Raw genomic sequence first — 24,825 nt, forward strand, 5'->3', positions numbered from 1 at the left:
CCGTAGCGCGTCATCGCGCCCACCGCCGTGCGACCCGGGCCGGAGGGGTCCCGGGTCGCACCTCACGGCCCCCTCCCGGAGGGGGGAAGGGGGCCGCCCCATCCCTGAAAGGACAGTTCGGTGATCACGTCATCGGTGGTGGGAGCATCGCTCCCCTTCCTCCACAGACTGCGCTCAGCCTGTGCGACCTTGGCAAGCTCGTGCTTTCGCAGCGGCGCCACGACCCACCAGTCGGCTCGGCCGAACCTGGCACTCAACTCGGCGTGCTGCGCGTTGCGCAGGCTGACCTCCAGGCAGTGCAGAGGGCAGTAGAAGGCCTCCGACACCTCGATGTTCCACCGGAACAGATCCCATGCCCGCCTGTCATCCCCGCCCGTAGCATCCCGATACGGAGCGAAACGCGGCGAGGAGAACATCCGATGGAACCATTCGGGCAGCTCAAAGCTCACAGCGGCACTCCGGGGGAGGATCGGTTGTCGGGGAACGGGTGGCCGGATACACTTAGCCGGGTAAGCCCCGGGTCCGCCTCTGCTTCGCATGCCGCCCGGGGCACGGCCTTTTCTCCGCCCTTTCCCAGGCACCCATCCGCCGATGAGCCACCGGCCGCGGGAAGCGCCCTGCGCCACGCGAGAACGGTAGTGCCTTACCCCCGAGGCACGCAGACGTATTCCCGTACACAAACTGCGAACCTCCGTGAAGCCCGGCGCCCCGCTTCACATGGCGCGGAGATTTTTCCGGTACCGGACACCGATCGGACGGCCGCCGGCCCCGGTCCGGATGACAATGGTCTGTATGAAGGCGACCTATCTGGACCCCGCCGTCGGGCAGTATCTGCTCGCGCACACCACCCTGCCCGACGACCTCCTCGACGCGCTCGCCCTGGAGACCAGAGAGGTCACCGGCGACCGGGCGGGCATGCAGATCTCCCCCGACCAGGGGCGGTTCCTCACCATGATCACTCAGCTCAGCCGTGCGGGGAACGTGGTGGAGGTGGGGACCTTCACCGGTTACTCCTCCATCTGCCTGGCCAGGGGGCTCGGTTCCGGCGGCAGGCTGACCTGCTTCGACGTCAGTGAGGAGTGGACGGTGATCGCCCGGCGCTACTGGGAGAAGGCCGGGCTCACCGACCGCGTCGAGCTCAGGATCGGCCCGGCCGCCGAGCGGCTGGCGGAGCTTCCCGCCGACCGGGCCGTGGACCTGGCGTTGATCGACGCCGACAAGCCCAACTACCCCGTCTACTACGAGATCCTCATGTCGCGTCTCGCCCCGGGCGGCCTGATCCTCGTCGACAACACCCTGTGGAGGGGCCGCGTGGCCGACCCCACGGTGGACGACGAGGCGACCCGGGCCATCCGCGAGTTCAACGACCTGGTCGTGTCCGACAGCAGGGTGACCTCGCTGATGCTGCCGATCGCCGACGGCCTCACCATGATTCGAAAGCACTGACGAGCGACACGGGCAGGCTGGTCGAGGCGTAGGCGCCGTCCGGCGGAAGCCCGGCCGGGGTGTGGCGGCCGAGTCTCCCGAGGGGGCGGTCAGCAGATCTTGTGGATCCAGCCGTGCGTGTCGGGGCGGGAGCCGTACTGGATGCCGACCAGGGCCTCACGGATCCTGGAGGTGACGGGGCCCTGGGTGCCGTCGCCGACGGTCCAGGCGCGGTCGGCGCCCTTGACCGAGCCGACCGGGGTGACCACCGCGGCGGTGCCGCAGGCGAAGACCTCGGTGAGTTCGCCGGACTCGCAGCCGCTCTGCCACTCCTCGATCGACAGGCGCCCCTGCTCGGCGGTCAGGCCGAGGTCGGCGGCGAGGGTGAGGATCGAGTCGCGGGTGATGCCGGGAAGAAGCGTGCCGGTCAGGGCCGGGGTGAGCAGGCGGTCGCCGTAGACGAAGAACAGGTTCATCCCGCCCATCTCCTCGACCTGGCGGTGCTCGTGGGAGTCGAGCCAGACCACCTGGTCACAGCCCTGCTCGACGGCCTGGCGCTGAGCCACGAAGGCCGCCGCGTAGTTGCCGCCGCACTTGGCGAAGCCGGTGCCGCCGGGGGCGGCCCGGGTGTACTCGGTGGAGAGCCAGACCGAGACGGGCCTGCCCGCGCCGAAGTAGGCGGCGGCCGGAGAGGCGATCACCATGTAGCGGTAGGTCCTCGACGGGTAGTTCACCCCCAGCGCGGCCTGTGTGGCGATCATGAAGGGGCGCAGGTAGAGGCTGTGGCCCTGGATGGTGGGCACCCAGTCACGGTCGGTCTGGACGAGGAGTTCCAGTGACTCGACGAACGTCTCCTCGGGCAGCGCCGGCATCGCCATCCGCGCCGCCGACAGGTTGAAGCGGGCCGCGTTGGAGTAGGGCCGGAAGCTGGCGATCGTCCCGTTCTCCTGACGGTAGGCCTTCAGACCCTCGAAGAGCTCCTGGGCGTAGTGGAAGACCGAGGTCGCCGGGTCGAGGCTGAGCGGCCCGTACGGCATGAGCCGCGCGTCGTGCCAGCCCTCCCCCTCCGTGTAGTCGATCGAGATCATGTGGTCGGTGAAGGTCTGGCCGAATCCCGGATCCGCCATTACCCGCTCACGCTCGGCCGCGGTGCGCGCGTGGTCGGAGAGCTGCACGTCGAAGCTGAGCTTCTGAGCGGTGGTCATGGCCGAGATCCTTCTCTTTGTGGCGGACTACGCCTGAGTCCATTCTGCGATGGAGCAGGTAACGGGAAACTACTGCACCCTGTGGAAAACCGGCAGTGCCGGGGGCGGGCGGGGCAAAAAGAAGGCGCCTGGCCGCTCGGGTGAGCCGCCAGGCGCGTCTGAGCCGGGTGGGCGGCCTCTCAGCCGGCTACTCGGGCGGTGATGTCGTCGCCGATCTCATGGGTGGTCCGGCCGGTCCAGCCGGTCAGCCGCTCGACCAGGTCGTCGGCCACGGCCTGCTCGACCCTGGCGGCCTGCTCGGCCAGGCCGAGGTGGTCCAGGAGCATGGCGACCGACAGGATCGTCGCGGTCGGGTCGGCCTTGCCCTGCCCGGCGATGTCGGGGGCGCTGCCGTGGACCGGCTCGAACATGCTCGGCGCGGTGCGGTCGGGGTTGATGTTTCCGCTGGCGGCCAGGCCGATGCCACCGGCGATGGCGGCGCCGATGTCGGTGATGATGTCGCCGAAGAGGTTGTCGGTGACGACCACGTCGAACCGCTCCGGCTGGTTGACGAAGAACATCGAGGCGGCGTCGACGTGACAGTAGTCGGTGGTCACGTCGGGATACTCCAGGCTGACCCGGTCGACGGTGCGGGCCCAGAGGTCACCGGCGTAGGTGAGCACGTTGGTCTTGTGGACCAGCGTCAGCTTCCTGCGCGGCCGGGTGAGCGCCCTGTCGAAGGCGTAGCGGACGACGCGCTCGACGCCGAAGGCGGTGTTCAGCGACTCCTGGGTGGCGATCTCGTACGGGGTGCCCCGGCGCAGCACGCCGCCGGCGCCGGCGTAGGGGCCCTCGGTGCCCTCGCGGACGACGATCATGTCGATGTCCTCGGGGCGGGCCTTGCCCAGCGGGGTCTCCACGCCGGAGAAGAGCTTGACCGGGCGCAGGTTGACGTAGTGGTCGAGCTCGAAGCGGAGCTTGAGCAGCAGGTCGCGCTCCAGGATGCCCGGCGGCACGCTGGGGTCGCCGACCGCGCCGAGCAGGATCGCGTCGTATCCGCGCAACTCGTCCAGGACCGTTTCGGGAAGGGTCTCACCGGTCCGGTGGTACCGCTTGGCCCCCAGGTCGTAGGTGGTGGTCTCCACCTTCGTGCCGACCGCCTCCAGGACCTTCAGGCCCTCGGTGACGACCTCGGCTCCGATCCCGTCCCCGGGAATGACCGCCAGGCGAATGTTGCGCGAGTCCATGCACGCACCCTACCGGTCCGTCTCGGTGATCGAACCACCGATCTCACCCCTCGGACAGGTGTCCCACAGGTCGGAGACGGGAATTTTGCCTTTTTTGTCGCCTTTTAACCGTTTCTTTAAGGTCGCGATCCACCACCCGCCCAGGCGGGTTCCGGCAGAGCCGGCCCGCCGGGAGGGGTCCGGCTAGGAACGCGTGGGGATCCCGCCGTTGTCACGGCGGTCCAGGGCGGTCTGGAGTGCCTGGGCGGCCTCGTCCTCGGTCTCCTCGGGACGGTTCCAGGGATACATGTCGTACATGGTGACTCTCGTCTCGGTCGTGGGGAACAGATCACATGGAACGGGGGAAGGTGATCCGGGCTCCGGTCGTGGAGCCGGAAACAGACCCGAGGCCGCGAATCCGGATCACGGATCGCGGTGGGGGCGTGAGCCGGCCGGCGCCGTCGCACCGCGGCGGGCTGCCGGCCCGCCTCTGTCAGGCCCCGCCGCGGCAGGTGATGACTACAAAAACCTGCGGCATTCCCTGCCATGGTATCCGGCGGTTACCACACCGTCTCGCCCCCCGTACAGATTTCTCACATGCTGAGACAGTGCCGCAGGCGGCTCGGGAGCGTTCCAGGAACGGACACGGCCGGTGCCCCCGGCGATCCGGGGCGCCGGCCGTGTCACGGAGGGATTGTCCGGGAGGTACTACTCGGCCAGGTCGACCGAGCGACCGCTGTCGGCGCCGATCTCGGTGCCGATCTGGTCGATCACCTCGGACGGGATGGCGGTGTCGACGGTCAGCGCGATGAGCGCCTTGCCGCCCTTGACGTCCCGCGCCACCTGCATGGAGGCGATGTTGATGCCGTGGTCGCCGAGAATGCGGCCGACGACGCCGACGACGCCGGGACGGTCGGTGTAGGTGAAGAACGACAGGTGGTCGGTCGGCTCGATCTCCATCTGGAAGCCGTTGACCTCGACGATCTTCGTGATCTGGCGCGGTCCGGAGAGCGTGCCGGAGACCGAGACCGTGCGCCCGTCGGCGAGGACGCCGCGGACGGTCACCACGTTGCGCCAGTCGGGGCTGTCGGAGCTGGTGAGCAGCTCGACGATCACGCCTCGGTCCTTGGCCAGGAGCGGGGCGTTGACATAGGTGACCGAGTCCTCGACCACGTCGGTGAAGACACCCTTGAGGGCGGCCAGCTCCAGCACGCGGACGTCCTTGGAGGCGATCTCGCCGCGCACCTCGACGTCGAGCCTGGTGGCGACCTCGCCCGCGAGCGCGGTGAACACCCGGCCGAGCTTCTCGGCCAGCGGCAGGCCCGGCTTGACGTCCTCGGCCACCGCGCCGCCCTGGACGTTGACCGCGTCCGGCACGAACTCACCGGCGAGGGCGAGCTTCACGCTCCGCGCGACCTGGGTGCCGGCCTTCTCCTGGGCCTCGTGGGTGGAGGCGCCCAGATGCGGGGTGACGACGACCTGGTCCAGCTCGAAGAGCGGGCTGTCGGTGACGGGCTCCTTGGGGAACACGTCGATGCCGGCTCCGGCGACGCGCCCCTCCTTGATCGCGGAGTAGAGGGCGTTCTCGTCGATGATGCCGCCCCGGGCGACGTTGATCAGGCGGACGGACGGCTTGACCTGGTGGAGCTCCCGGTCGCCGATCAGCCCGACGGTCTCCTTGGACTTGGGCAGGTGGACGGTGATGAAGTCGGCCTCGCGCAGGACCTCCTCCAGCGAGACCAGCCGGACGCCCATCTGCGCGGCGCGGGCCGGCTGCAGGTAGGGGTCGTAGGCGATCAGCTCGACGCCGAACGGCTGGAGGCGCTGGGCGACCAGCTGGCCGATCTTGCCAAGGCCGAGGATGCCGACGACCTTCTCGTCGAGCTCCACGCCGGTGTACTTCGAGCGTTTCCACTCGCCGCCCTTGAGCGCGGAGTGCGCCTGGGCGACGTTGCGGGCGGAGGCGAGGATCAGCGCGACGGTGTGCTCGGCGGCGCTGGTGATGTTGGAGGTGGGCGCGTTGACGACCATGACACCGGCCTTGGTGGCGGCCTCCACGTCCACGTTGTCGAGGCCGACGCCGGCGCGGGCGACGACCCGGAGCCGGGGCGCGCCGGCGATCGCCTCGGCGTCCACCTGGGTGGCGCTGCGCACGATGAGCGCGTCCACGTCGGCGAGGGCGGGCAGGAACTGGGCACGGTCGGCGCCGTCGGTGTGACGGACTTCGAAGTCAGCGCCCAGAACCGCGAGGCCGGCCTCGGAGAGTTCCTCTGCGACCAGTACGACGGGCTTGTTCACAGGCAAGATCCTTAGAGACGTGGAGGCTGCACGAACCTCACGTAGTCTATCGGCGCTTGTGAACGCGTTCACGAGTGTCCCGCGATCCGAGACGTTACCCGCCTCCCGTGTGATCTGGGCGGAGAAAATTTAACTTGGCCTTGATGTCGAGAAATATTCGCGATTACCCTGATAAGCCGTGGTTCAGTACCTATGGTTCGTTATATGAGCATCGGGAACCCCGCTCTCGGCGACGTGCTCGCACAGCACGGCGATCCGCACCGGCTGCTTGCGGCGCTGGCCGAATGGGGACTTCTGGTGGCCGTGCGCCCCGACCGTTCCGTCGTGCTCGGCACGACCCAGGCCGGTGATCGGGTCCTGCTCGGATACACCTCCGCGAGCACCTACGCACGTCACCGTGGCAATCACTCGCTGTCGGCCTGCGACGCCGACACCATCCTCGACATCCAGCGCGTCACCGGCGTGCGGGAGATCGTGATCGACGCGGCGGGGCCGGCCGCCGCCGCCGTGCCGATCGAGGACCTCCAGCGTCACCTCCTCTCGACCCGCGGTGGTCCCGCGCCGGCGCTGTCGGCCGCGACCCCGACGGCGTACGCGACCGGAGCGATGGCCACGGTCTCCTCCCACATCCCCACGGTGAGCCAGCGGATCCCCGTGCCCGCGGCGCCCGCCCAGCCGTGGATCCCCGCGCCCCGCCCCCACCTGTCGGGGCCCATGCAGCAGGTGGACCCCGGCTACCGCCGGTGTGACCACCCCATCCTGCCCGCGCTGCGGGTCGCGGTCGCGGAATTGCTCACCGACTATCCGCTGGTCCACCACGTGTGGATCTCCGAGGCCCGGACCAGCTCCGGCGCCCCCGGGATCATGCTGCATGTCAAGGCGCACATGTCCGCGGCCGAGGAGGTCGTCAGGGACCTGCACCGCGGGGTGCGCGCCCGGCTGCCGCAGCTCGCGGCGAGCGAGGCGCCGATCCTGATGGCCCGGGTCGCCGACGCGCACAGCGAGCAGCGCATGATCGAGCTGGGCGTCCACGTGGTCTGCGCCGACGTCACCGACTGACCCGCCGCCCCGCGCGCACCGGGGCACGACCGGGGTACGGCCACGCCCTCGCGGGGCCGGGCCGCACCCCGGCGAGCGACCGGGCGCGGGCGCTATCCGATCCGGCGAACCGGCGTCGGCGTCGTCCTCGTCCGGCGCGGTCGAGGCCCTGGAGTGTGCGCGCCGAACCGTCGCTCCATCTCGATCCGACCGGCCTCGGTGATCGTGTAGACGACCCGCTCCCTGGTCGTCGTGTTCCCCGGGGGCCACCAGGCCGTCGCGTTCCAGGCGGGAGAGCGTCGTGTAGACCTGGCCGATGTCGAGCGGCCAGGTCGCCCCTGTCGGCGCCTCGAACTCGGTCCGCAACTGATAGCCGTAACGGGGGCCCCGGCTCAGCAGAGCGAGAAGTCCATGCCGGATCGTCATGGATACTCCGTATGCATACGCAGTATGGTTGCGGCAAGTGATCCGCATATTGTGGACAGGTTCCGCTTCTGGGGCCGATACTCGGGAGATGAGCTCGACGCATCCCCCGTCCCGCGCGTCCGATGGGGACCGCGATCGTGCGATCAACGAGCTCCGTGACCGCGCCGTCGAGGGCCGCCTCTCGCACGACACGTTCCTCGGCCGGGTGGACATGGCGTTGCGCGCGCGCAACCAGGGCGAGCTCGACAACCTGGTCGCCGATCTGCCCCCGCGCGGCCGGTTCCGCCGCGTGGTGACCGAGGTCGTCTCCTCGGCCTCCGACTTCACCAAACGCCTGGAGTCGGCCTGGCGGCGCCCCAGGCTGCCCCGCCTGGCGCTGCCCGGCGACAGCCGTACGCGCTACGTGGTGGGCCGCGGCTCGGCCTGCGACCTCGTCCTGGCCGACCTGACGGTGTCGCGGATCCACGCTGAGCTGCGCTGCGACGCGGAGGGCTGGCTCGTCATCGACCTGGGCTCGCTCAACGGCACCCGGCTGAACGACTGGCGTCTGGTCGGACCGGCGAAGGTCCGCCCCGGAGACGTGCTCTCCTTCGGTGACTGCGCCTTCATGGTGATCACTCCTCAGCTCGCCTGAGCCCCTCGGCTCCGAGCTTCCCGAACCGAACCGGCACCCCCCAGCACGCCCCGCCACGGCCCGCCACGGCATGCTCCGGTACTGCACGGTATGCCCCGGCACGGCCTCATCGAGCCGGCCCACACCGTCGCGGCGGCGAACGGGACACCACCGGACGGCGAGTCCCAGACGCCTCTGGAGTCACCCTGGTTTACCCAAAACCCGCAATTATTATCCGGATTTTGGTGACAGGAGTGATCCAATCCCGACAGAATGCGGAATTCATCCAGCGCCTAACAATCTGGAGGAAATCCATGCGTAGACCGCTAGGGATGCTTGCGTGCCTCGGGAGCCTGGTGGCGCTCGGCACGCCGATGGCCACCGCGCAGGCCGCCACACAGGCCGCGGCGAGCCCGCAGGCCGGGTGCCGTGTGTACGCGACAAAGCCCTATGTCACCTCTGACGGCAGGATTCAGGCGTCCGCCGCCCGCCTGGGCTGCGGCGACGTCGCCCGCGTCCGCGTCCAGATCAAGCGCGTCGAGGCCGGCCCCGACCCCGTGGTCAAGAGCGCGGCCAGGACGGGCTCCAACGGGCGGGTCACCGCGGCGCTGCGGTGCGCCCCCGGTGTCTACTACACCGTCGCCACCGACCAGCGGGGCGGCGGCGGCCGCTCGGGGACCGTCCGGCTGTCCTGCTCCCCCGGCACGCCGACCCCCACCCCGACGCCGCCTCCCACCCCGTCCCCCACGCCGTCCCAGGGCTCGTCCTCCCAGGAGGAGGTGGTCCGGCTGACCAACGTCGAGCGGCAGGCCGGAGGGTGCGGCGCGCTCAAGAACGACCCGCAGCTGCGCTCGGCCGCCCAGGGTCACTCGGACGACATGGCGACCAAGAACTACTTCAGCCACACCTCGCAGGACGGCCGGACCATGACCGACCGCATCAAGGCCTCCGGGTTCAGCCCGATGTCGGCCTGGGCGGAGAACATCGCGATGGGCCAGCGGACCCCGGCCGAGGTGGTCAAGGCCTGGATGAACAGCACCGGTCACCGGCAGAACATCATGAACTGCGCCTACACCCACATCGGGGTGGGCGTGGCGAACAGCTCCCGCGGCATCTACTGGACCCAGAACTTCGGCAAGCACTGACCCCGCCCCGGTCTCGCCCCGGATCCGCGAGAACCGGATCCGCGAGAACGGCCCGTGCCTCGCGACGTGAGACGTCGCGGGGCACGGGCCGTCCGGGAGGAGCCGAGGCTACTTGAGCCAGCTCATCATCGGGCGCAGCTTGGCGCCGGTCTTCTCGATCGGGTGCCCGGCCAGCTCCTCGCGGTAGGCGGAGAACCTCTTCTGGCCGCTGTCGAACTCCTCCACCAGTTCCCTGGCGAACTCGCCGGACTGGATCTCGGCGAGGATCCGCTGCATCTCCTTCTTGGTCTCCTGCGTCACGACGCGCGGGCCGCGGGAGTAGCCACCGTACTCGGCGGTGTCGGAGACCGACCAGTACATCTTGTGGATGCCACCCTCGTACATCAGGTCGACGATCAGCTTCATCTCGTGCAGGCACTCGAAGTAGGCGACCTCGGGCTGGTAGCCGGCCTCGATCAGCGTCTCGAACCCGGCCTTGATCAGCTCTGACACGCCACCGCAGAGGACGGCCTGCTCGCCGAAGAGGTCGGTCTCGGTCTCCTCGGTGAAGGTCGTCTTCAGCGCGCCGGCGCGGGTGCCGCCGATGCCCTTGGCGTAGGACAGGGCGAGGTCCCAGGCGCTGCCGCTGGCGTCCTTCTCCACCGCGACGAGGCAGGGCACGCCCCGGCCCGCGGTGTACTGGCGGCGGACGAGGTGGCCCGGCCCCTTGGGGGCGACCATGGCCACGTCCACCCCCTCGGGGGCCTCGATCAGGCCGTAGCGGACGTTGAGGCCGTGGCCGAAGAAGAGGGCGTCGCCCTCGACGAGGTTCGGGGCCACGTGCTCGGCGTAGAGGTGGCGCTGGATGTGGTCCGGCGCGAGGATCATGGTCAGGTCCGCCTCTTCGACGGCCTCCGCGGGGGCGAGCACACGCAGCCCGTCGGCCTCGGCCTTCTCCCGGCTCTTGGAGCCCTCGGGCAGGCCGACCCGGACGTCCACCCCGGAGTCACGCAGGGAGAGCGCGTGGGCATGGCCCTGGCTGCCGTACCCCAGGACGGCCACGTGCCGGCCCTGGATGATCGACAGGTCGGCCTGGTCGTCGTAGAAGATCTCAGTCACTTGCTTGACCTTTCAGGGTTTCTCGTAGGGTTACGCGGTCCGGTCCAGGGCCCGGAGGGAACGGTCGGTGATGGAACGGGCGCCACGGCCGATGGCCACCATGCCCGACTGGACGAGCTCCTTGATGCCGAACGGCTCCAGGAGCTTGATGAACGCCTGCAGCTTGTCCGGCGTACCGGTGACCTCTATGGTGACCGCGTCCGGCGCGACGTCGACGCAGCGCGCCCGGAAGAGGTTCACCAGTTCCAGCACACTCGAACGGCTCTCGGCGTCGGCTCGCACCTTGATCAGCGTGAGCTCGCGCTGCACGGCCTGCGCCGGGTCGAGCTCCACGATCTTCAGCACGTTGATCAGCTTGTTGAGCTGCTTGGTGACCTGCTCAAGCGGCAGGTCCTCGACGTTGACCACGATGGTCATCCGCGAGATGTCCCCGTGCTCGGTCGGGCCGACCGCCAGCGAGTCGATGTTGAACCCACGGCGGCTGAACAGCGCCGCGACGCGCGCGAGCACACCGGGCTTGTTCTCCACCAGCACGGAGAGCGTATGCCTGCTCATGCCTTCCTCCTCGCCTGGCCGGCCGCCGGGCTCTCGCTCTGCCTGTCCGTTCGCTGTCTGTTCGTTCGCCCGCCCACCGCTAGTCCTCGCTGTTCCAGACCGGCGCCATGTCGCGCGCGAACTTGATGTCGTCGTTGCTGGTCCCCGCAGCGACCATCGGCCAGACCATGGCGTCCTCGTGGACCACGAAGTCGATCACGACCGGGACGTCGTTGATCTCCATCGCCTTCTCGATGACCGCGTCCACGTCCTCGGGACGCTCGCAGCGCAGGCCGACGCAGCCGTACGCCTCGGCCAGCTTCACGAAGTCCGGGATCCGGCGGACCGTCTGCAGGTTGGTGTTGGAGTAACGCTGGTTGTAGAACAACGTCTGCCACTGGCGGACCATGCCGAGGTTACCGTTGTTGATGATCGCGACCTTGATCGGCACACCCTCGATGGCACAGGTGGCCAGCTCCTGGTTGGTCATCTGGAAGCAGCCGTCGCCGTCGATGGCCCAGACCGTGGCGTCGGGCCTGCCCATCTTGGCGCCCATCGCCGCCGGAAGCGCGAAGCCCATCGTGCCGGCGCCGCCGGAGTTGATGAAGGATCCGGGGTTCTCGTAGCCGATGAACTGGGCGGCCCACATCTGGTGCTGCCCGACGCCCGCGGTGAAGATGGCGTCCGGGCCGACGATCCGGCTCAGCCGCTCCATGACGTACTGCGGGGCGATGGAGCCGTCCTCGAACTCGGCGTAGCCCAGCGGGTAGGTCTTCCGGTAGTCGTCGAGCTGCCTCCACCACTCCGCGTAGTCGCCCTTGTGCGGCTCGTTGCGCATCACCGCGATCAGCTCGGAGATGACCTCCTTGCAGTCGCCCACGATCGGGACGTCCGCGTGCCGGTTCTTGGAGATCTCCGCCGGGTCGATGTCGGCGTGGACGATTTTGGCGTGCGGCGCGAAGGTGGACAGCTGACCGGTGACGCGGTCGTCGAAGCGGACGCCGAGCCCGATGAGCAGGTCGGCGCGTTGCAGTGCGCCGACCGCGGGCACCGAGCCGTGCATGCCCGGCATGCCGAGGTGCTGACGGTGGCTGTCGGGGAAGGTGCCGCGCGCCATCAGCGTGGTGACGACGGGGATGCCGGTCAGCTCGGCGAACTCCAGCAGCTCGGCCGCGGCCCTCGCCTTGTGCACGCCGCCCCCGACGTAGAGCACCGGACGCCTGGCCTCGACGATCAGTTTGACCGCCTCACGGATCTGCTTGGAGTGCGGCCGGGTGACCGGGCGGTAGCCCGGCAGCTGCATCACCGGCGGCCACTGGAAGGTCGTCCTGGCGCTGAGCGCGTCCTTGGCGATGTCCACCAGCACCGGCCCCGGACGCCCCGTCGACGCGATGTGGAAGGCCTCCGCGATCGTCCTGGGGATGTCGGCCGGGTTGGTGACCAGGAAGTTGTGCTTGGTGATCGGCATGGTGATGCCGGAGATGTCGGCTTCCTGGAACGCGTCGGTGCCGATGGAGTCACTCGGCACCTGGCCGGTGATCGCGACCATCGGGACCGAGTCCATGTACGCGTCGGCGATCGGGGTGACCAGGTTGGTCGCCCCCGGGCCACTGGTGGCCATGCAGACCCCGACCTTGCCCGTGGCCTGCGCGTAGCCCTGGGCCGCGTGCCCGGCCCCCTGCTCGTGCCGGACAAGCACGTGCCGGACCTTGACCGAGTCGTAGAGGGGATCGTAGGCGGGAAGAATCGCGCCGCCCGGGATCCCGAACACGGTGTCGACTCCGACGTTCTCCAGCGCCCTCACGAGGGCCTGGGCTCCTGTCATCTGTTCGGTCATCGGCTCGTTCCTTGTGTGGCTGAGCATGTTTGACGGCATAAAAAATGCCCCATCCCGCCGGGGATGGCGGAGCTGGGGCGGCGCGCAGGTCGAGGTGCTTCGCTATCGGCCCGCGCGCCGGCGAAGTACTACGAGGATCCCACGATGATGCATGGATCCACCATGGCCGACCGACCGGGCCCACGTCAAATTCGTGGGACGGGAGTCTCAAAGCCCGAGACAACAGATGTTAGGGGCCGGACAGGGCCCGAACCGCCGGGGGCGGGAGGGCCGGCGGTCAGACACCGCTGGGCAGACTGGAGCAGCTCGTGCGCATGAGGGAGACGACCCCGGGCGCGGCCATCGGCCGGGCCACCAGGAAGCCCTGGCCCCGGGTGCAGCCCATCTCGCGCAGCAGCTCCAGCTGCTCGGGGCGCTCGATGCCCTCGGCCACCACGATCAGGCCCAGGTCGTGGCCGAGTCGCACGATGGTGCGGGTCAGCAGGGTCAGCGTCTCGTCGCGGCCGAGGCCGGACACGAACGACGGATCAATCTTGATCATGTCCACCGGGAGCTGCCGCAGAAAGGCCAGCGAGGCGTAGCCGGTGCCGAAGTCGTCGATGGCCAGCCGTACGCCGAGCCCGCGCAGCTCCGAGAGGCGCGAGACGGTCTCCTCCGCGTCCTCGACCAGCATCTCCTCGATGACCTCAAGGGTCAGCGCGCTGGGCGGCAGGCCGCTCTCGGCCAGCGCCGACTCGACGCTCTCCACGAAGCGCGGCGCCATGATCTGCCGGGCCGAGAGGTTCAGCGAGAGCCCGATCTCCCACGAGGAGGCACGCCAGGCGGCCACCTCCCGGCACGCCTCACGCAGGATCCACTCACTCAGCGGGACGATCAGCCCCGTGTCCTCGGCCGGGCCGAGGAACTGCTCGGGCGGCACGAACACACTCCCCCGCCACCAGCGCACCAGCGCCTCCACGGCGGTGACCCGCGAGGTGGCCAGGTCCACCACCGGCTGGTACTCGATGACGAACTGGTTCTCCAGCAGCGCCCGCTGCAGGTCGGCGGCGAGCTCAAGACGGCGCACCACGTCGGCGTGCATGTGCGCGGCGAACACCTCGACCCGCCGTCCGCCGAGCTCTTTGGCCCGTGCCATCGCCACGTCCGCGTTACGGATCAGGTCCGCGGAGGACACGTTGTCGTCGGCGAAGGCCACCCCCACGCTGGCGGTCAGCGCGATGTCCCGATCGGCCACCCGGAACGGCTCCGAGGAGACCGTGCGGACCAGCCGCTCGGCCAGGTCCACCGCCGTCTGGGCGTCCGCCGCCGCCTCCAGCAGCACCGCGAACTCGTCACCGCCCCACCGGGCCAGGGTGTCGTCGGCCTGTACGGCGGCGCGGAGCCTGCGGGCCGCCTGGCCGAGCAGGTAGTCGCCGCTGGCGTGGCCAACCGAGTCGTTGACCGCGGTGAACCCGTCCAGATCCAGGAAGACCACGGCGGCGCTGCTCGCACCGGGCCGGCCGAGCACCTCCCGGGTGCGCTCCTCGAAGTAGGCGCGGTTGGGCAGGCCGGTGACGCCGTCGTGGAAGGTGAGGTGGGCCACCTGGTTGCGCAGGGCCTCCTGACCGCTGACGTCACGGGTGGTCACCAGCAGCAGGTTCTCACCGCGCATCTGCCGGGTCGCCGCCGACTCGGTGGGGCGCCAGGTGCCGTCGGCCGCCCGGACCCGGCAGGCGACCCGGCAGATGCCCGGCCCCTCGACGGGCTCGTCGTCCAGGCTCATGGCGCGCAGCGCCGCCTGTATGCCGGGGACGTCCTCGGGGTGGATGTAGTCGAAGATCCTGCCGCCGATCAGCTCGTCGGGGCGGTAGCCGTACGTGATCTCCACACCCTTGCCGACCTCCCGCACCACACCGTCGTAGTCGCAGAGCAGGACCACGTCCCCGGTGCTCTCGGCCAGGTCGTGCAGCTGCTGCTCGCCGAGGTCCACCAGGCGGCGCATCCGGCCGGTCTCGATCAGTGTCGCGAACAGGCGGACCACCAGCACCGCGACGACCGACGCCGACACCAGGGCCGGGACGGCGACCGGCCCCTCCAGCCTGCCGCCCAGCACGCGCAGCAGCACGACGGCGGTGGCGGCGACGACCAGGAGCAGCGGTACCGCCGCGACCAGCGACGAGGCGGTCCTCCCGGCGGGCGCCACGCTCTCCCGCGCGCTCCGGGCCTCCGCGGTACGGCCGCCCCACGCGGCCACGGCGAGCAGCAGGAAGGCCGCGGGCGCGGGCCACATCCAGCCGGACGGCGGCGTGTCGCCGGCCATCCGGGCCAGCGCGGTGACCGTCTCGGCCGCCGTGACGACCGCCAGCACGGCCAGCGCCGCGGGGCCGACGGGCCGGGCGGCCCTGCGGAGCGGCAGCACGGTGAAGCCCACGGCGCAGGTGAGGATCAGGCAGAACAGCGGTGAGGCGAGCGCGACGGCGAAGGTGCCGGCGTCACCGGCGTCACGGTAGGCCGGGCCCAGCAGCAGAACCCAGCCGATGACGAAGAGCGAGGCGGCGCAGACGTGCGCGTCGGCGAGGTCCCTCGCCGACGCCCGCCCGTGAGCGGGCCGGACGGCGGACAGGCCGGTGCCGACGGCGAGCATCGCCGTACCGGCGAGCAGCACCAGGTCGGCGAAGGTCACCACGAACGGCGTGCCGTCGGCGAGCGGGCGCACCCCGACCCCGACCAGCCAGGTGACCGAGCCGGCGGCCAGCCAGCGCCAGGCCAGCGCGTGGCGCCGGTCGGCGAGCCGGCGGGCCGCGGCGAAGAGCGAGACCGCGGCGACCGCGGCGGCGGTGACACCCGCCACGGTCCCGACGAGCACGAGGGGAGAACCTCCGGCGAGGGCGGCAACGAGCCCCACCGCGGCCATCACGGCGGCGGCGGTCAGCGCTACCCTGGGGTCACGCCAGCGCATCATTCGTCTGCCCATCGGTGTCGATTCGTCTCGCTCCCGCAGCGTTTCCTCACCGCTGCGCTCACGTTGCCATCGCGAACACGTCGTTCTCCGTCGTGCGCGTCCGTGACGACACACGGTCAGTGTGTGCTCTCCGGCCGGCGCGAGAGGTGACAACACCGTTGTCGTCACCGATCTGATAACCGTGCGATCGATCAGGATCGCAGTAATTCACCGTACGCACCCCAGGTCACGAGGTAGCCACGGTCAGGATTCCTTTCCCGGTCAGTACGGACCGGTGATCACGTTTTTAAGCGGCTCCCCCGCCAGGTGGCGCAGCAGCTGCGAGCGGAGCAGTTTCAGCATGCGCCGCGCGGAGGCCGGGCTGCTCCCCGCGACGTGCGGGGTGAGGAACACCCCCGGCGCCGTCCACAGCGGATGGCCGGCGGGCAGCGGTTCGGGGTCGGTGACGTCCAGCGCGGCCAGGATCCGGCCCCCGCGCAGCTCGGCGAGGAGCGCCCCGGTGTCCACCACCCCGCCTCTGGCCGCGTTCACCAGCACGGCGCCGTCCTTCATCGCCGCCAGGAAGCCGGCGTCGACCAGCCCGGTGGTTGACGGGGTGGACGGCACCAGCAGCACGACCACGTCCGCCCGGGGCAGCAGGCCGGGAAGTTCGTCCTGGCCGTGCACACCGTCCCGCGCGGTCCGCGCCACCCGGACGACGTCGACCTCGAACCCCTCCAGCCGCCGTTCCAGCGCCTGGCCGATCGAACCGTAGCCGACGATCAGCACCGTGGAGTCGGCCAGCGCGGCGGTGTGGTGGTAGGTCCACTCGCCCTCCCGCTGCGCGACGGTGAACCCGGGGAACTCCCGCAGGACCGCGATCATGGCTCCGACCGCCCACTCCGCGGTGCCCGCGTCGTGCACGCCCCGCGCGTTGCACAGCACCACGCCCTCCGGCAGGTGGGGCCGGTAGGCGTCCACCCCCGCCGTGACCGTCTGCAGCAGCCTGAGCCGGGACATCCGGGCGAGCAGCTCGGGGATCCGTTCCGTCGGGATCAGCGGCGGCACCCAGACCTCGACCTCGTCCGCCCCGTCGGGGAGCGGCTCCGTACCGTCGTAGACGGCGCACTCCACATCGGGCAGATCGCGGAGGACGTCCACGGCGGCCTTGAAGGGAACCCAGATTTTCATGGCTGCATTATCACCGATCGTCCGGTAACCTCCCCGGGCGTCCGGCGGCCCGGACCACCGGGCCCGGGCTAGTCGATCTGCTCGGACTGCTCGGGCTTGGCGGGCTCGGCGGGCTTGGTCGGCCGCTCGGGTTTGTTGGGACGCTCGGGGGTGGTGGAGACGCACTTGAGGTCGGTCTCCGGCCGGTAGACGGTCTTCTTCGTCTCCCGCCTGACCTCCGTGCCGTCCTTCTTGAAGATCCGGGTCACATCGATCGTGAACCCCTGCTGGCCGGTCATCGCGATGCAGCGGGGGCCGCTCTCGGTCGCGTGCTTGAACGGCGTGACGTCGTAGCGTTCCGAGGACGTCGACTCGATGTCGTAGCGCTTGGTGCTCCAGAAGGCGACGGTGATCCCCCTGTCGGTGTAGGAGGTCTTCACCAGCACGCCGTACTTGGAGTCGTTCCGCCAGCGGAAGTCCGGCTCGGGCCAGGAGACCGTGGACTCGCGGCCGGCCGGGTAGCGGGAGATGTAGAACTCGTGCGCCACGTGCTGGACGTCCTCCAGACCGCCGAAGAACACCGCGTTGTACATGGTGGTGACGAACTGGGAGATGCCGCCGCCCACGGAGTCGACCAGCCGGCCACCCTGGATCATGGGAGCCGGGACGAAGCCCCGGGCCGTGTCCCTCCGGCCGACGAGGCCGTTGAGCGAGAAGGTCTCGCCCGGCATGACCAGATGGCCGTCCAGGAGCCTGGCGAGCGTGCGGATGTTGGTCACCCGGGACGGGCAGCAGTCGTACGGCGTGGTGAACTCGCTGATCTTCTCCTTGATGCCCAGCCCGCGCACCTCGGCCTCGGAGATCCGAGGCCGGACGGTGGTCAGGGTGACCGGGATCGTACGGCCGCCGCCCCCGGTGATCACTCGGACCACGTCCTTGGCGAGCCTGTCGTCGTCGATGCCCTTGCCCTGGCGGCCGGGGATCAGCCTCGGCCTGTTCCCGACGATCTGGAAGGTGGGTTCCCTGGGGGCCAGCGCCGGATCGACGAGTTTCCGCTCCACCGTCACGACCGCCCGTCTGGCGTCGAACACCGGGTACATGCCGCCGGAGTCACCGGGCTCGAAGGACAGGTGGGTGGCGATGGTCTCCACCGGCAGCTGCACCTGTCTGCCCTGGTAGGTCAGGGTGATCGGACCGGTCAGGACCTTTCCGGCCTCGGCGGCGACCTTCTCGACCGCGTCGGCCGTCACCTTGGGCTTGATCACCGAGACCGGCAGCCCGACCTCCTCCTGCGGGCCGAGGAAGGCGGCCTCGATGACGCGGGCCGCGGCGTCGCGCTCCAGCTCGCGGCCGTCCCTGGGCAGGACGGCCACCGGCTTGACCCCCTCGAAGACGACCGCCCCCTCACGGACCTTGCGGTCGATCTTCTTGGCCAGGGCCGCGACGGCCGTCTTCATGAGGTCGGCGTCGACGGAGACCTTGGGGGCCAGGTCGGTGGTGCCGGTCAGCGCCCGCCAGACCTCCAGCGGGGCGGGGAAGTCGCTGGGCGCCTGGTCGATGGTGGCGACGACGTCGAACTCCAGCCCGGCCTTCTCCGGGTCGAAAGTGTGCTTCACGCCCGCGGCCCTGAGGGTCATCGCCTTGGTGGCGTCGGGCGTCAGCCGGTCCCTGAGCCTGTCCGCCGCCTCGGTCGCGGTCAGCCCGCCGATGTCGATGCCGTGCACCCGGGTGCCGGGCAGCATCTTGCCGGACATGACGATCGCCGGAACGGCGTAGGCGAGGCCCGCCAGCAGCGCGAGCAGCAGCAGCACGACGACGGTGAGGGCACGGCCCCGGCGGGGGGCGGGCTCCTCGTAACGGTACGGCCCCGGAGGGTCACCGTCAGGCGTGGCGGGCCCCTCCTCGGGAGGGCGACGCCGCGCCGGACGCTCGGAGGCGGGCATCTGCCAGGGCTGGGGCGGCGAGGCCGCGGGCGGCAGGGCGCCCGGCCCGACGGCGGGGCCCGTGGGGCGGCCGAACACCGGGGAGCCCAGGATGTCGGGCGAGACGCCCGGGGGAAGCCCGGACCCGCCCCTGGGCCGCGCTCCCGGGGGGAGGCTGGGGTCGCGGGCGCCCGGCCGGACGGGCCTGGAGGGGAGAGGCACGACCGAGAACGGGTCCGTCGGCGGGTCTGCCGACGCTCCGGCGTTCCGCACGGCCTCCGTCTCCTGCTGTTTCTCGGCGTCCACCTCAGTCAACCCTAATCCACAACCCTCAACGAGAGCCTCCAAAGAAATAACAAATCAACCCGTCCAGCGGTAGCGGTGCTCGGGTCTGCCCGCGGTGCCGTACCTGGGCCGGAGCTCGGCCTGGCCGGTCGCGCACAGATACTCCAGGTAGCGGCGCGCGCTGACCCTGGAGAGCCCGGTGAGCGCCGCCGCCTCCGCAGCCGAGACGTCGGTGCCGGTGTCCCTGAGCGCGTCGGCGACCAGGGCGCAGGTGGTGGTGGACAGCCCCTTGGGCAGCGGCGGCGGCCCTCCCCTGACCACCCCGAACAGCCGGTCCACCTCCTCCTGGCGGATCACGGAGCCGATCGCGGCGAGCTGCCTGCGGGTCTCGGCGTACTGTTCGAGGCGCTCGGTGAGCGCGCCCGCGGTGAACGGCTTGATCAGGTAGTTCACCGCACCGCCGCGCATGGCCGCGCGGACCGTGGCCACATCGCGCGCGGCGGTGATCAGCAAGACGTCCACCGGGCGGGACCCGCCCCTGAGCGTGGTGAGCACGTCGAGGCCGGACACGTCCGGCAGGTAGATGTCGAGCAGCACCAGGTCGGGCCGGTGCTCGGTCACCGCCGCGACCGCCGCCCTCCCGGTGTGCACCATGCCGATCGCGGTGAAGCCCGGTACCCGTGCCACGTAGCCGCTGTGAATCCTGGCCACCATGAAGTCGTCGTCCACGACCAGCACACGGATCACTTCGGCGTCTCCACATCCTCGTGCCCGCCCGGCCTGGCGGTGCGGGCGTCCCATCTGCCACCGATCCCGTTCACGCCCTCGTACCCGCCCCGCTTCGCGCTACGGGCGTCCCATCTGTCACCGGCTCCGCTCACATCCTCACGTCTTGGCAGCAGGGCCGTGAAGACGGCACCGCCGGCGTTGTGCACCCGCACCCAGCCGCCCCGGCGCAGGCAGGTCTGGCGGGTCAGGGCCAGACCGAGTCCGCGCGGGCCCGAGTGGGCGATCTTGGTGGTGAACCCCTCGCGGAACACCTCCTCTGCCAGGTCGGGGATGATCCCCGGACCGGAGTCGCCGACCCGGACGTGCAGGCCGTCCGCCTCGGTGCGGACCGAGACCTCGACCGTGCCCCCGATCTCGTCCAGCGCGTCGAGGGCGTTGGCCACCAGGTTGCCGACGACCAGCACGGCGTCGTGCGGGTCGCCGATCATACCCTCCTCCACCCGGGAGTCCTCCGCGAGCACCAGGGAGGCGCCCCGCTCGGCCGCCTCGGCCGACTTGGCCAGTAGCAGCGCGGCCAGGGTCGGGTCGGCGACCTTCTGGCGGATGCCCGACGCGTACCGACCGTAGTCCTCGGAGATCTGGGTGATGTAGTCGACCGCCGTCTCGTGCTCGCCGAGCTCCAGCAGACCCACCACGGTGTGCATTCTGTTGGCGAACTCGTGGGCCTGGGCGCGCAGCGCGTCGGCCGTGCTGCTCGCCTGGTCGAGTTCCTCGGTCAGGCGGATCAGCTCGGTCCGGTCGCGCAGCGTGACCACCCAGCCGCTCTGCCGCTCGCGGACCGCCACGGGGGTCCGGTTGAGCACCAGCACCCTGTCACGGTGGAGCACCAGCCGGTCGTCGCCGGAGTCCACCCCGTTCAGCACGTCGCGCATCCGGCTCGACAGCGGCATCTCCCGCAGGTTGCGGCCGACGTCGTGGTAGGACAGGCCGATCAGGTCGCGGGCGGCGTCGTTGACCAGCGTCACCTTGCCCTGGAGATCGAGGGCGAGCACCCCCTCCTTGACGCCGTGCAGCACTCCTTCGCGCTGTTCGAGCAGGGCCGCGATCTCCCGGGGCTCCAGCCCGAAGGTCTGGCGCCGGACCCGGCGGGCGATCAGCCCGGTGGCCGCGGATCCGGCGGCGAGTACGGCGAGCACGGTCCAGAGCAGCGGCGGAAGCGTCTGGCCGAGCTGGTCGTCGACGGTGTCCTGCAGCACCCCGACCGAGGTCAGCCCGATGACCCGGCCGGAGGAGTCGAAGATCGGCGCCTTGCCGCGCAGCGAGCGGCCGAGGGTGCCGGTCTCGACACCGGTCCAGGTGTGGCCGGTGTTCAGCACCTCCGAGGCGTCGGTGGACAGCTTCCTGCCGATCTCAACGCTGTTCGGGTGGGCGTAACGGATCTGCTGCCGGTTGGCGATAACCACGTAGTCGGCGCCGGTTGCCGCCTGCACCCCCAGCGCGATCGGCTGGAGGATCAGTTCGGGCCGGGACCGGCGGAAGGCCTCGCGTACCTGGGGCAGCCCGGCCACGGACTCGGCGATCGCAAGGGCGCGCTGCTGATACTGCCAGTCGAGCTGGCTGCGGGTGTGCTTCACCCAGACGCCGGCCGTACCGCCCACCGCGAGGAACACGATGACCATCTGCAACACGAACAACTGCGTGCCGAGGGAGGCGTTCATTATCCGTCGCACGAGTGAACCCCCTGGTCAGGGACCTTATGAAAACAGCTGGAGATAACGGTCGGGTTGCAACTGATGTGACCAATACGACCGATATGACGCCAAGATGGCAAAGGATCGACACTGTGCCTCACGGGGGCTCAGCATCCACAACACGCTTACCTAACGCTCTTGGAGTTGACCATGCGTCTTCGGAGACTCGCCGCACTTGCCGTCGTGTCCCTTGCCGCTCTCACCGCATGCGGCACCGGCTCGGAATCGGGGGTGGGGGCTTTGAGAATCATGGCTCCGGCCTCCCCTGGCGGCGGCTGGGACCAGACCTCCCGCACCGCGGAGCAGGCACTCAAGTCACTCGACCCGTCTCGCAAGGTCGAGGTGTACAACGTTCCCGGAGCGGGGGGCACCATCGGGCTGGCCCAGCTCGCGAGCGAGAAGGGCAACGGCAACCTGCTGATGACCATGGGCCTGGTCATGGTCGGCGCGGTGGAGCAGAACAAGTCGAGCGTCACGCTGAGCGAGACCACGCCCATCGCGAAGCTCACCGAGGAGTACGAGATCGTCGTGGTTCCGGCGGCCTCGCCCTACAAGACGCTGGCGGATCTGGCGGCGGCCTGGAAGGCCGAGCCGGCGAAGATCGCGATCGCGGGCGGGTCCGCCGGCGGCACCGACCACATCGTGGCGGGCCTGATGGCCAAGGCCGCCGGGATCGACCCCAAGCAGGTCAACTACATCGCGCACTCCGGCGGCGGCGAGGCGCTCAACGCGCTGCTGGGCAACAAGGTGGCGGTGGGCGTCTCCGGCATCGGTGAGTTCGCCGAGCACGTGAAGTCCGGCAAGCTGCGCGCCCTCGGCGTGAGCTCGCCCGAGCGCGTCGCCAACGTGGACTCGCCCACCCTGAAGGAGGCCGGTCTGGACGTCGAGCTGGCCAACTGGCGAGGCTTCGTCGCCCCCGCCGGGCTGAACGACGACGACAAGAAGAACCTCACCGACCTGGTCACCAAGATGCACGACTCGCAGGCGTGGCAGGACGCGGTGGCCAAGAACGGCTGGGCCGACGCCTTCCAGACCGGTCAGCAGTTCACCGACTTCCTCGCCGCCGAGCAGGCCAAGGTCAAGGGGATCATCGCGGAAATGGGCCTCGTCTCCTAATGTCCTCCGTCAAAGAGCCGGCCGGCACCACCAACCGTGATGCCGGCCCGGCGTACTCGTGGCGACGCCCAGAGCTGATCTTGGCCCTGGTCGTCCTGGGACTGGGCGTGTTCGTGCTCGTGGGGACCGCCAACGTCTCCGCGGCGGCCTCCTCGCTCGGGCTGGGCCCCCGTTTCTTCCCCGTGCTCGTCGGCTTCGCGCTGCTGCTGATCGGACTGTTCTACGCGGTCGACGTGGTGCGGGGCGGTCAGGGCGACCCGGAGGAGAGTGAGGACGTCGACGTCGGCGCGCGGGCGGACATTCGGACGGTCGTGCTGGTCAGCGCGATCTTCCTGGCCTTCGCCGTGCTGCTGGACCTGCTGGGCTGGATCATCGCGGGCGCGCTGCTGTTCTTCGGTCTCTCGGTGGTGCTCGGGGCCACCCGGCGGCTACACGCGGGCATGATCGCGATCCTGCTCTCCACCCTCACCTACCTGGCCTTCGTCAAGGGCCTCGGCGTGACGCTGCCCGCGGGGCTGCTCTCGGGGGTGATCTAGGTGGAATCCTTCCGGCTGCTGATGGAGGGCTTCGCCACCGCGCTGACCCCGGTCAACATGCTCTACGCCCTGGTCGGCGTCACCCTGGGCACGCTGGTGGGCGTGCTGCCCGGCATCGGCCCGGCCATGACCGTGGCGCTGCTGCTGCCGATCACGTTCAGCGTCCCCCCGGCCAGCGCGTTCATCATGTTCGCCGGGATCTACTACGGCGGCATGTACGGCGGGTCGACCACCTCGATCCTGCTCAACACGCCCGGCGAGAGCTCCTCCATGATCACCGCCCTGGAGGGCAACAAGATGGCCAAGCGGGGCCGGGCCGCGCAGGCGCTGGCCACCGCCGCCATCGGCTCCTTCGTCGCGGGGACGATCGCCACCGGGCTGCTGGTCGTCGCGGCGCCGCTGGTGGTGAGCTTCGCGATCTCGTTCGGTCCCGAGGACTACTTCGCGCTGGCCATCCTGGCCTTCACCGCGGTGTCGTCGGTGCTGTCGCGCTCGGTCGTGCGGGGCCTGGCCTCACTGGGGATCGGCCTGACCATCGGCCTGATCGGCATCGACCAGCAGACCGGGCAGGCGCGGCTGACCCTGGGCGTCCCGCAACTGCTCGACGGCATCGACGTGGTGATCGTCGCGGTCGGCCTGTTCGCCGTCGGCGAGGCGCTCTACGTCGCCTCCCGGCTGCGGCACGACGACCCGGAGATCGTCCCGGTCGGCCGGGCGTTCCTCGGCCGTTCCGACTGGTCCCGGTCCTGGCGGCCGTGGCTGCGCGGCACCGCGCTCGGCTTCCCCTTCGGAGCGCTGCCGGGAGGGGGCGCGGAGATCCCCACCTTCCTCTCCTACATGGTGGAGAAACGCCTGGCCCGCGGGGTCGCCCGGGAGGAGTACGGCAAGGGCGCCATCGAGGGCGTCGCCGGCCCCGAGGCCGCCAACAACGCCTCGGCCGCGGGCACCCTCGTCCCGCTGCTCACCCTGGGCCTGCCCACCTCGGCCACGGCCGCGATCATGCTGGCGGCCTTCCAGCAGTACGGCCTGCAGCCGGGCCCCCAGCTCTTCGACCACAACCCGGCCCTGGTCTGGGGCATGATCGCCTCACTGTTCATCGGCAACACCATGCTGCTGGTGCTCAACCTGCCGCTGGCCCCGCTCTGGGCGAAGGTGCTGCACATCCCCCGGCCCTATCTCTACGCCGGAATCGTGCTGTTCGCCGCCCTCGGCGTCTACGCGCTGAACGCCTCCTGGGTAGAGCTGATCATCCTCTACATCCTCGGCCTGCTCGGCTACGCGATGCGCCGATTCGGACTGCCGGTGGCCCCGGCGGTGATCGGCATGATCCTGGGCCCGATGGCCGAGATCCAGCTCCGCCGGGCGCTGGCCATCGGCGCGGGCGACGTGACGGCCCTGATCAGGAGCCCGATCGCGGCGTCGCTGCTGACAGTCTCCCTTCTGGTGCTGTTCGCCCCGCTGGTGAGGAGGCAGGCCAAGCGCCCGTCGCCCACCGCGTAGCGCGTTCTCTACGCCGGGGGCGTCGCGCCCTCGACGGCCTTCAAGGCCCCGCCGCACCGGAAATGCGGCGGG

General features: G+C 70.2%; 19 protein-coding genes and 1 pseudogene. 7 read left to right on the forward strand and 13 right to left on the reverse strand.

The window, feature by feature from the left end; all coding sequences use genetic code 11:
* Nucleotides 1-62: 62 nt before the first annotated feature.
* Nucleotides 63-449: a hypothetical protein gene (locus ABZ194_RS11330; protein WP_355594885.1), complete on the reverse strand. Its 387-nt coding sequence runs from the start codon at nucleotides 447-449 to the stop codon at nucleotides 63-65.
* A 343-nt stretch (nucleotides 450-792) separates the two neighbouring features.
* Between ABZ194_RS11330 and ABZ194_RS11335 the strand changes: the two genes are divergently transcribed.
* Nucleotides 793-1,446 carry an O-methyltransferase gene (locus tag ABZ194_RS11335; RefSeq protein ID WP_355594887.1) on the forward strand — a complete coding sequence of 218 codons (654 nt, stop codon included), beginning with the start codon at nucleotides 793-795 and terminating at the stop codon, nucleotides 1,444-1,446.
* An 89-nt stretch (nucleotides 1,447-1,535) separates the two neighbouring features.
* Here the strand turns inward: ABZ194_RS11335 and ABZ194_RS11340 are convergent, their stop codons facing one another.
* The 3 genes from ABZ194_RS11340 to serA all read right to left on the reverse strand — a co-directional run bounded on the left by ABZ194_RS11340 (nucleotide 1,536) and on the right by serA (nucleotide 6,133).
* Nucleotides 1,536-2,630 (reverse strand): branched-chain amino acid aminotransferase, encoded by a 1,095-nt coding sequence (locus ABZ194_RS11340; protein WP_355594889.1) that lies wholly within the window; start codon nucleotides 2,628-2,630, stop codon nucleotides 1,536-1,538.
* A 179-nt stretch (nucleotides 2,631-2,809) separates the two neighbouring features.
* Entirely contained in the window at nucleotides 2,810-3,856 is a 1,047-nt protein-coding gene (locus ABZ194_RS11345; protein WP_355594891.1) for a 3-isopropylmalate dehydrogenase, read from the reverse strand.
* A gap of 687 nt (nucleotides 3,857-4,543) precedes the next feature.
* Nucleotides 4,544-6,133 (reverse strand): phosphoglycerate dehydrogenase, encoded by a 1,590-nt coding sequence (gene serA, locus ABZ194_RS11350; protein WP_355594893.1) that lies wholly within the window; start codon nucleotides 6,131-6,133, stop codon nucleotides 4,544-4,546.
* 204 nt (nucleotides 6,134-6,337) lie between these two features.
* On the opposite strand from serA, the gene ABZ194_RS11355 reads away from it, so the two are divergent.
* Nucleotides 6,338-7,192 (forward strand): hypothetical protein, encoded by an 855-nt coding sequence (locus ABZ194_RS11355; RefSeq protein ID WP_355594895.1) that lies wholly within the window; start codon nucleotides 6,338-6,340, stop codon nucleotides 7,190-7,192.
* Between the two features lie 164 nt (nucleotides 7,193-7,356).
* Here the strand turns inward: ABZ194_RS11355 and ABZ194_RS11360 are convergent.
* Nucleotides 7,357-7,597: pseudogene (locus ABZ194_RS11360) on the reverse strand (PadR family transcriptional regulator); the annotation flags it as partial.
* An 88-nt stretch (nucleotides 7,598-7,685) separates the two neighbouring features.
* On the opposite strand from ABZ194_RS11360, the gene ABZ194_RS11365 reads away from it, so the two are divergent.
* Both ABZ194_RS11365 and ABZ194_RS11370 read left to right on the forward strand, forming a co-directional pair.
* On the forward strand, nucleotides 7,686-8,231 hold the full coding sequence (locus ABZ194_RS11365; RefSeq protein WP_355594897.1) for a DUF1707 and FHA domain-containing protein: 546 nt from the start codon (nucleotides 7,686-7,688) through the stop codon (nucleotides 8,229-8,231).
* A gap of 311 nt (nucleotides 8,232-8,542) precedes the next feature.
* Entirely contained in the window at nucleotides 8,543-9,355 is an 813-nt protein-coding gene (locus tag ABZ194_RS11370) for a CAP domain-containing protein (RefSeq protein WP_355594899.1), read from the forward strand.
* A 108-nt stretch (nucleotides 9,356-9,463) separates the two neighbouring features.
* On the opposite strand, the gene ilvC is transcribed toward ABZ194_RS11370, so the two are convergent.
* The 8 genes from ilvC to ABZ194_RS11410 all read right to left on the reverse strand — a co-directional run bounded on the left by ilvC (nucleotide 9,464) and on the right by ABZ194_RS11410 (nucleotide 21,580).
* Complete coding sequence (ilvC, locus tag ABZ194_RS11375; protein ID WP_355595138.1) at nucleotides 9,464-10,444, reverse strand: ketol-acid reductoisomerase; 981 nt, start codon at nucleotides 10,442-10,444, stop codon at nucleotides 9,464-9,466.
* A gap of 39 nt (nucleotides 10,445-10,483) precedes the next feature.
* On the reverse strand, nucleotides 10,484-11,008 hold the full coding sequence (gene ilvN / locus ABZ194_RS11380) for an acetolactate synthase small subunit (RefSeq protein ID WP_355594901.1): 525 nt from the start codon (nucleotides 11,006-11,008) through the stop codon (nucleotides 10,484-10,486).
* A 79-nt stretch (nucleotides 11,009-11,087) separates the two neighbouring features.
* Nucleotides 11,088-12,851, reverse strand: coding sequence for an acetolactate synthase large subunit (locus ABZ194_RS11385; RefSeq protein WP_355594903.1), 1,764 nt, complete (start codon nucleotides 12,849-12,851; stop codon nucleotides 11,088-11,090).
* 250 nt (nucleotides 12,852-13,101) lie between these two features.
* Nucleotides 13,102-15,777, reverse strand: coding sequence for an EAL domain-containing protein (locus ABZ194_RS11390; RefSeq protein ID WP_355594905.1), 2,676 nt, complete (start codon nucleotides 15,775-15,777; stop codon nucleotides 13,102-13,104).
* A gap of 249 nt (nucleotides 15,778-16,026) precedes the next feature.
* Nucleotides 16,027-16,935: a 2-hydroxyacid dehydrogenase gene (locus ABZ194_RS11395; RefSeq protein WP_355594907.1), complete on the reverse strand. Its 909-nt coding sequence runs from the start codon at nucleotides 16,933-16,935 to the stop codon at nucleotides 16,027-16,029.
* A gap of 68 nt (nucleotides 16,936-17,003) precedes the next feature.
* Nucleotides 17,004-19,142, reverse strand: coding sequence for a VanW family protein (locus ABZ194_RS11400; RefSeq protein WP_355595140.1), 2,139 nt, complete (start codon nucleotides 19,140-19,142; stop codon nucleotides 17,004-17,006).
* Nucleotides 19,143-19,196: 54 nt separating this feature from the next.
* Entirely contained in the window at nucleotides 19,197-19,868 is a 672-nt protein-coding gene (locus ABZ194_RS11405; protein ID WP_355594909.1) for a response regulator, read from the reverse strand.
* On the reverse strand, nucleotides 19,865-21,580 hold the full coding sequence (locus ABZ194_RS11410; RefSeq protein WP_355594911.1) for a sensor histidine kinase: 1,716 nt from the start codon (nucleotides 21,578-21,580) through the stop codon (nucleotides 19,865-19,867). Before ABZ194_RS11410 ends, ABZ194_RS11405 begins: the two co-directional genes overlap by 4 nt.
* 270 nt (nucleotides 21,581-21,850) lie before the next feature.
* Here ABZ194_RS11410 and ABZ194_RS11415 point away from each other — a divergent pair, with 270 nt between their 5' ends.
* From ABZ194_RS11415 to ABZ194_RS11425, 3 genes are read left to right on the forward strand one after another with little or no spacing between them, the layout of a single operon-like run.
* The gene (locus ABZ194_RS11415) at nucleotides 21,851-22,717 is read left to right on the forward strand and encodes a tripartite tricarboxylate transporter substrate binding protein (protein WP_355595142.1); all 867 of its coding nucleotides are present in this window, start codon (nucleotides 21,851-21,853) and stop codon (nucleotides 22,715-22,717) included.
* The gene (locus ABZ194_RS11420; RefSeq protein WP_355594913.1) at nucleotides 22,717-23,253 is read left to right on the forward strand and encodes a tripartite tricarboxylate transporter TctB family protein; all 537 of its coding nucleotides are present in this window, start codon (nucleotides 22,717-22,719) and stop codon (nucleotides 23,251-23,253) included. The genes ABZ194_RS11415 and ABZ194_RS11420 overlap by 1 nt, the downstream gene beginning before the upstream one ends.
* Entirely contained in the window at nucleotides 23,254-24,753 is a 1,500-nt protein-coding gene (locus ABZ194_RS11425) for a tripartite tricarboxylate transporter permease (RefSeq protein ID WP_355594915.1), read from the forward strand.
* The last annotated feature ends 72 nt before the right edge of the window (nucleotides 24,754-24,825 follow it).

The sequence above is a fragment of the Streptosporangium sp. NPDC006007 genome (assembly GCF_040614315.1).
Taxonomy (GTDB): Bacteria; Actinomycetota; Actinomycetes; order Streptosporangiales; family Streptosporangiaceae; genus Streptosporangium.

Excerpts from the sequence above, each read along its gene's own strand:
- ABZ194_RS11370 (WP_355594899.1), top strand. The coding sequence starts at position 8,543 with ATGCTTGCGTGCCTCGGGAGCCTGGTGGCGCTCGGCACGCCGATGGCC.
- ABZ194_RS11420 (WP_355594913.1), top strand. The coding sequence starts at position 22,717 with ATGTCCTCCGTCAAAGAGCCGGCCGGCACCACCAACCGTGATGCCGGC.
- ABZ194_RS11355 (WP_355594895.1), top strand. The coding sequence starts at position 6,338 with ATGAGCATCGGGAACCCCGCTCTCGGCGACGTGCTCGCACAGCACGGC.
- ilvN (WP_355594901.1), bottom strand. The coding sequence starts at position 11,008 with ATGAGCAGGCATACGCTCTCCGTGCTGGTGGAGAACAAGCCCGGTGTG.
- ABZ194_RS11365 (WP_355594897.1), top strand. The coding sequence starts at position 7,686 with ATGAGCTCGACGCATCCCCCGTCCCGCGCGTCCGATGGGGACCGCGAT.
- ABZ194_RS11390 (WP_355594905.1), bottom strand. The coding sequence starts at position 15,777 with ATGGGCAGACGAATGATGCGCTGGCGTGACCCCAGGGTAGCGCTGACC.
- ABZ194_RS11385 (WP_355594903.1), bottom strand. The coding sequence starts at position 12,851 with ATGCTCAGCCACACAAGGAACGAGCCGATGACCGAACAGATGACAGGA.
- ABZ194_RS11345 (WP_355594891.1), bottom strand. The coding sequence starts at position 3,856 with ATGGACTCGCGCAACATTCGCCTGGCGGTCATTCCCGGGGACGGGATC.
- ABZ194_RS11395 (WP_355594907.1), bottom strand. The coding sequence starts at position 16,935 with ATGAAAATCTGGGTTCCCTTCAAGGCCGCCGTGGACGTCCTCCGCGAT.
- ABZ194_RS11335 (WP_355594887.1), top strand. The coding sequence starts at position 793 with ATGAAGGCGACCTATCTGGACCCCGCCGTCGGGCAGTATCTGCTCGCG.
- ABZ194_RS11340 (WP_355594889.1), bottom strand. The coding sequence starts at position 2,630 with ATGACCACCGCTCAGAAGCTCAGCTTCGACGTGCAGCTCTCCGACCAC.
- ABZ194_RS11415 (WP_355595142.1), top strand. The coding sequence starts at position 21,851 with ATGGCTCCGGCCTCCCCTGGCGGCGGCTGGGACCAGACCTCCCGCACC.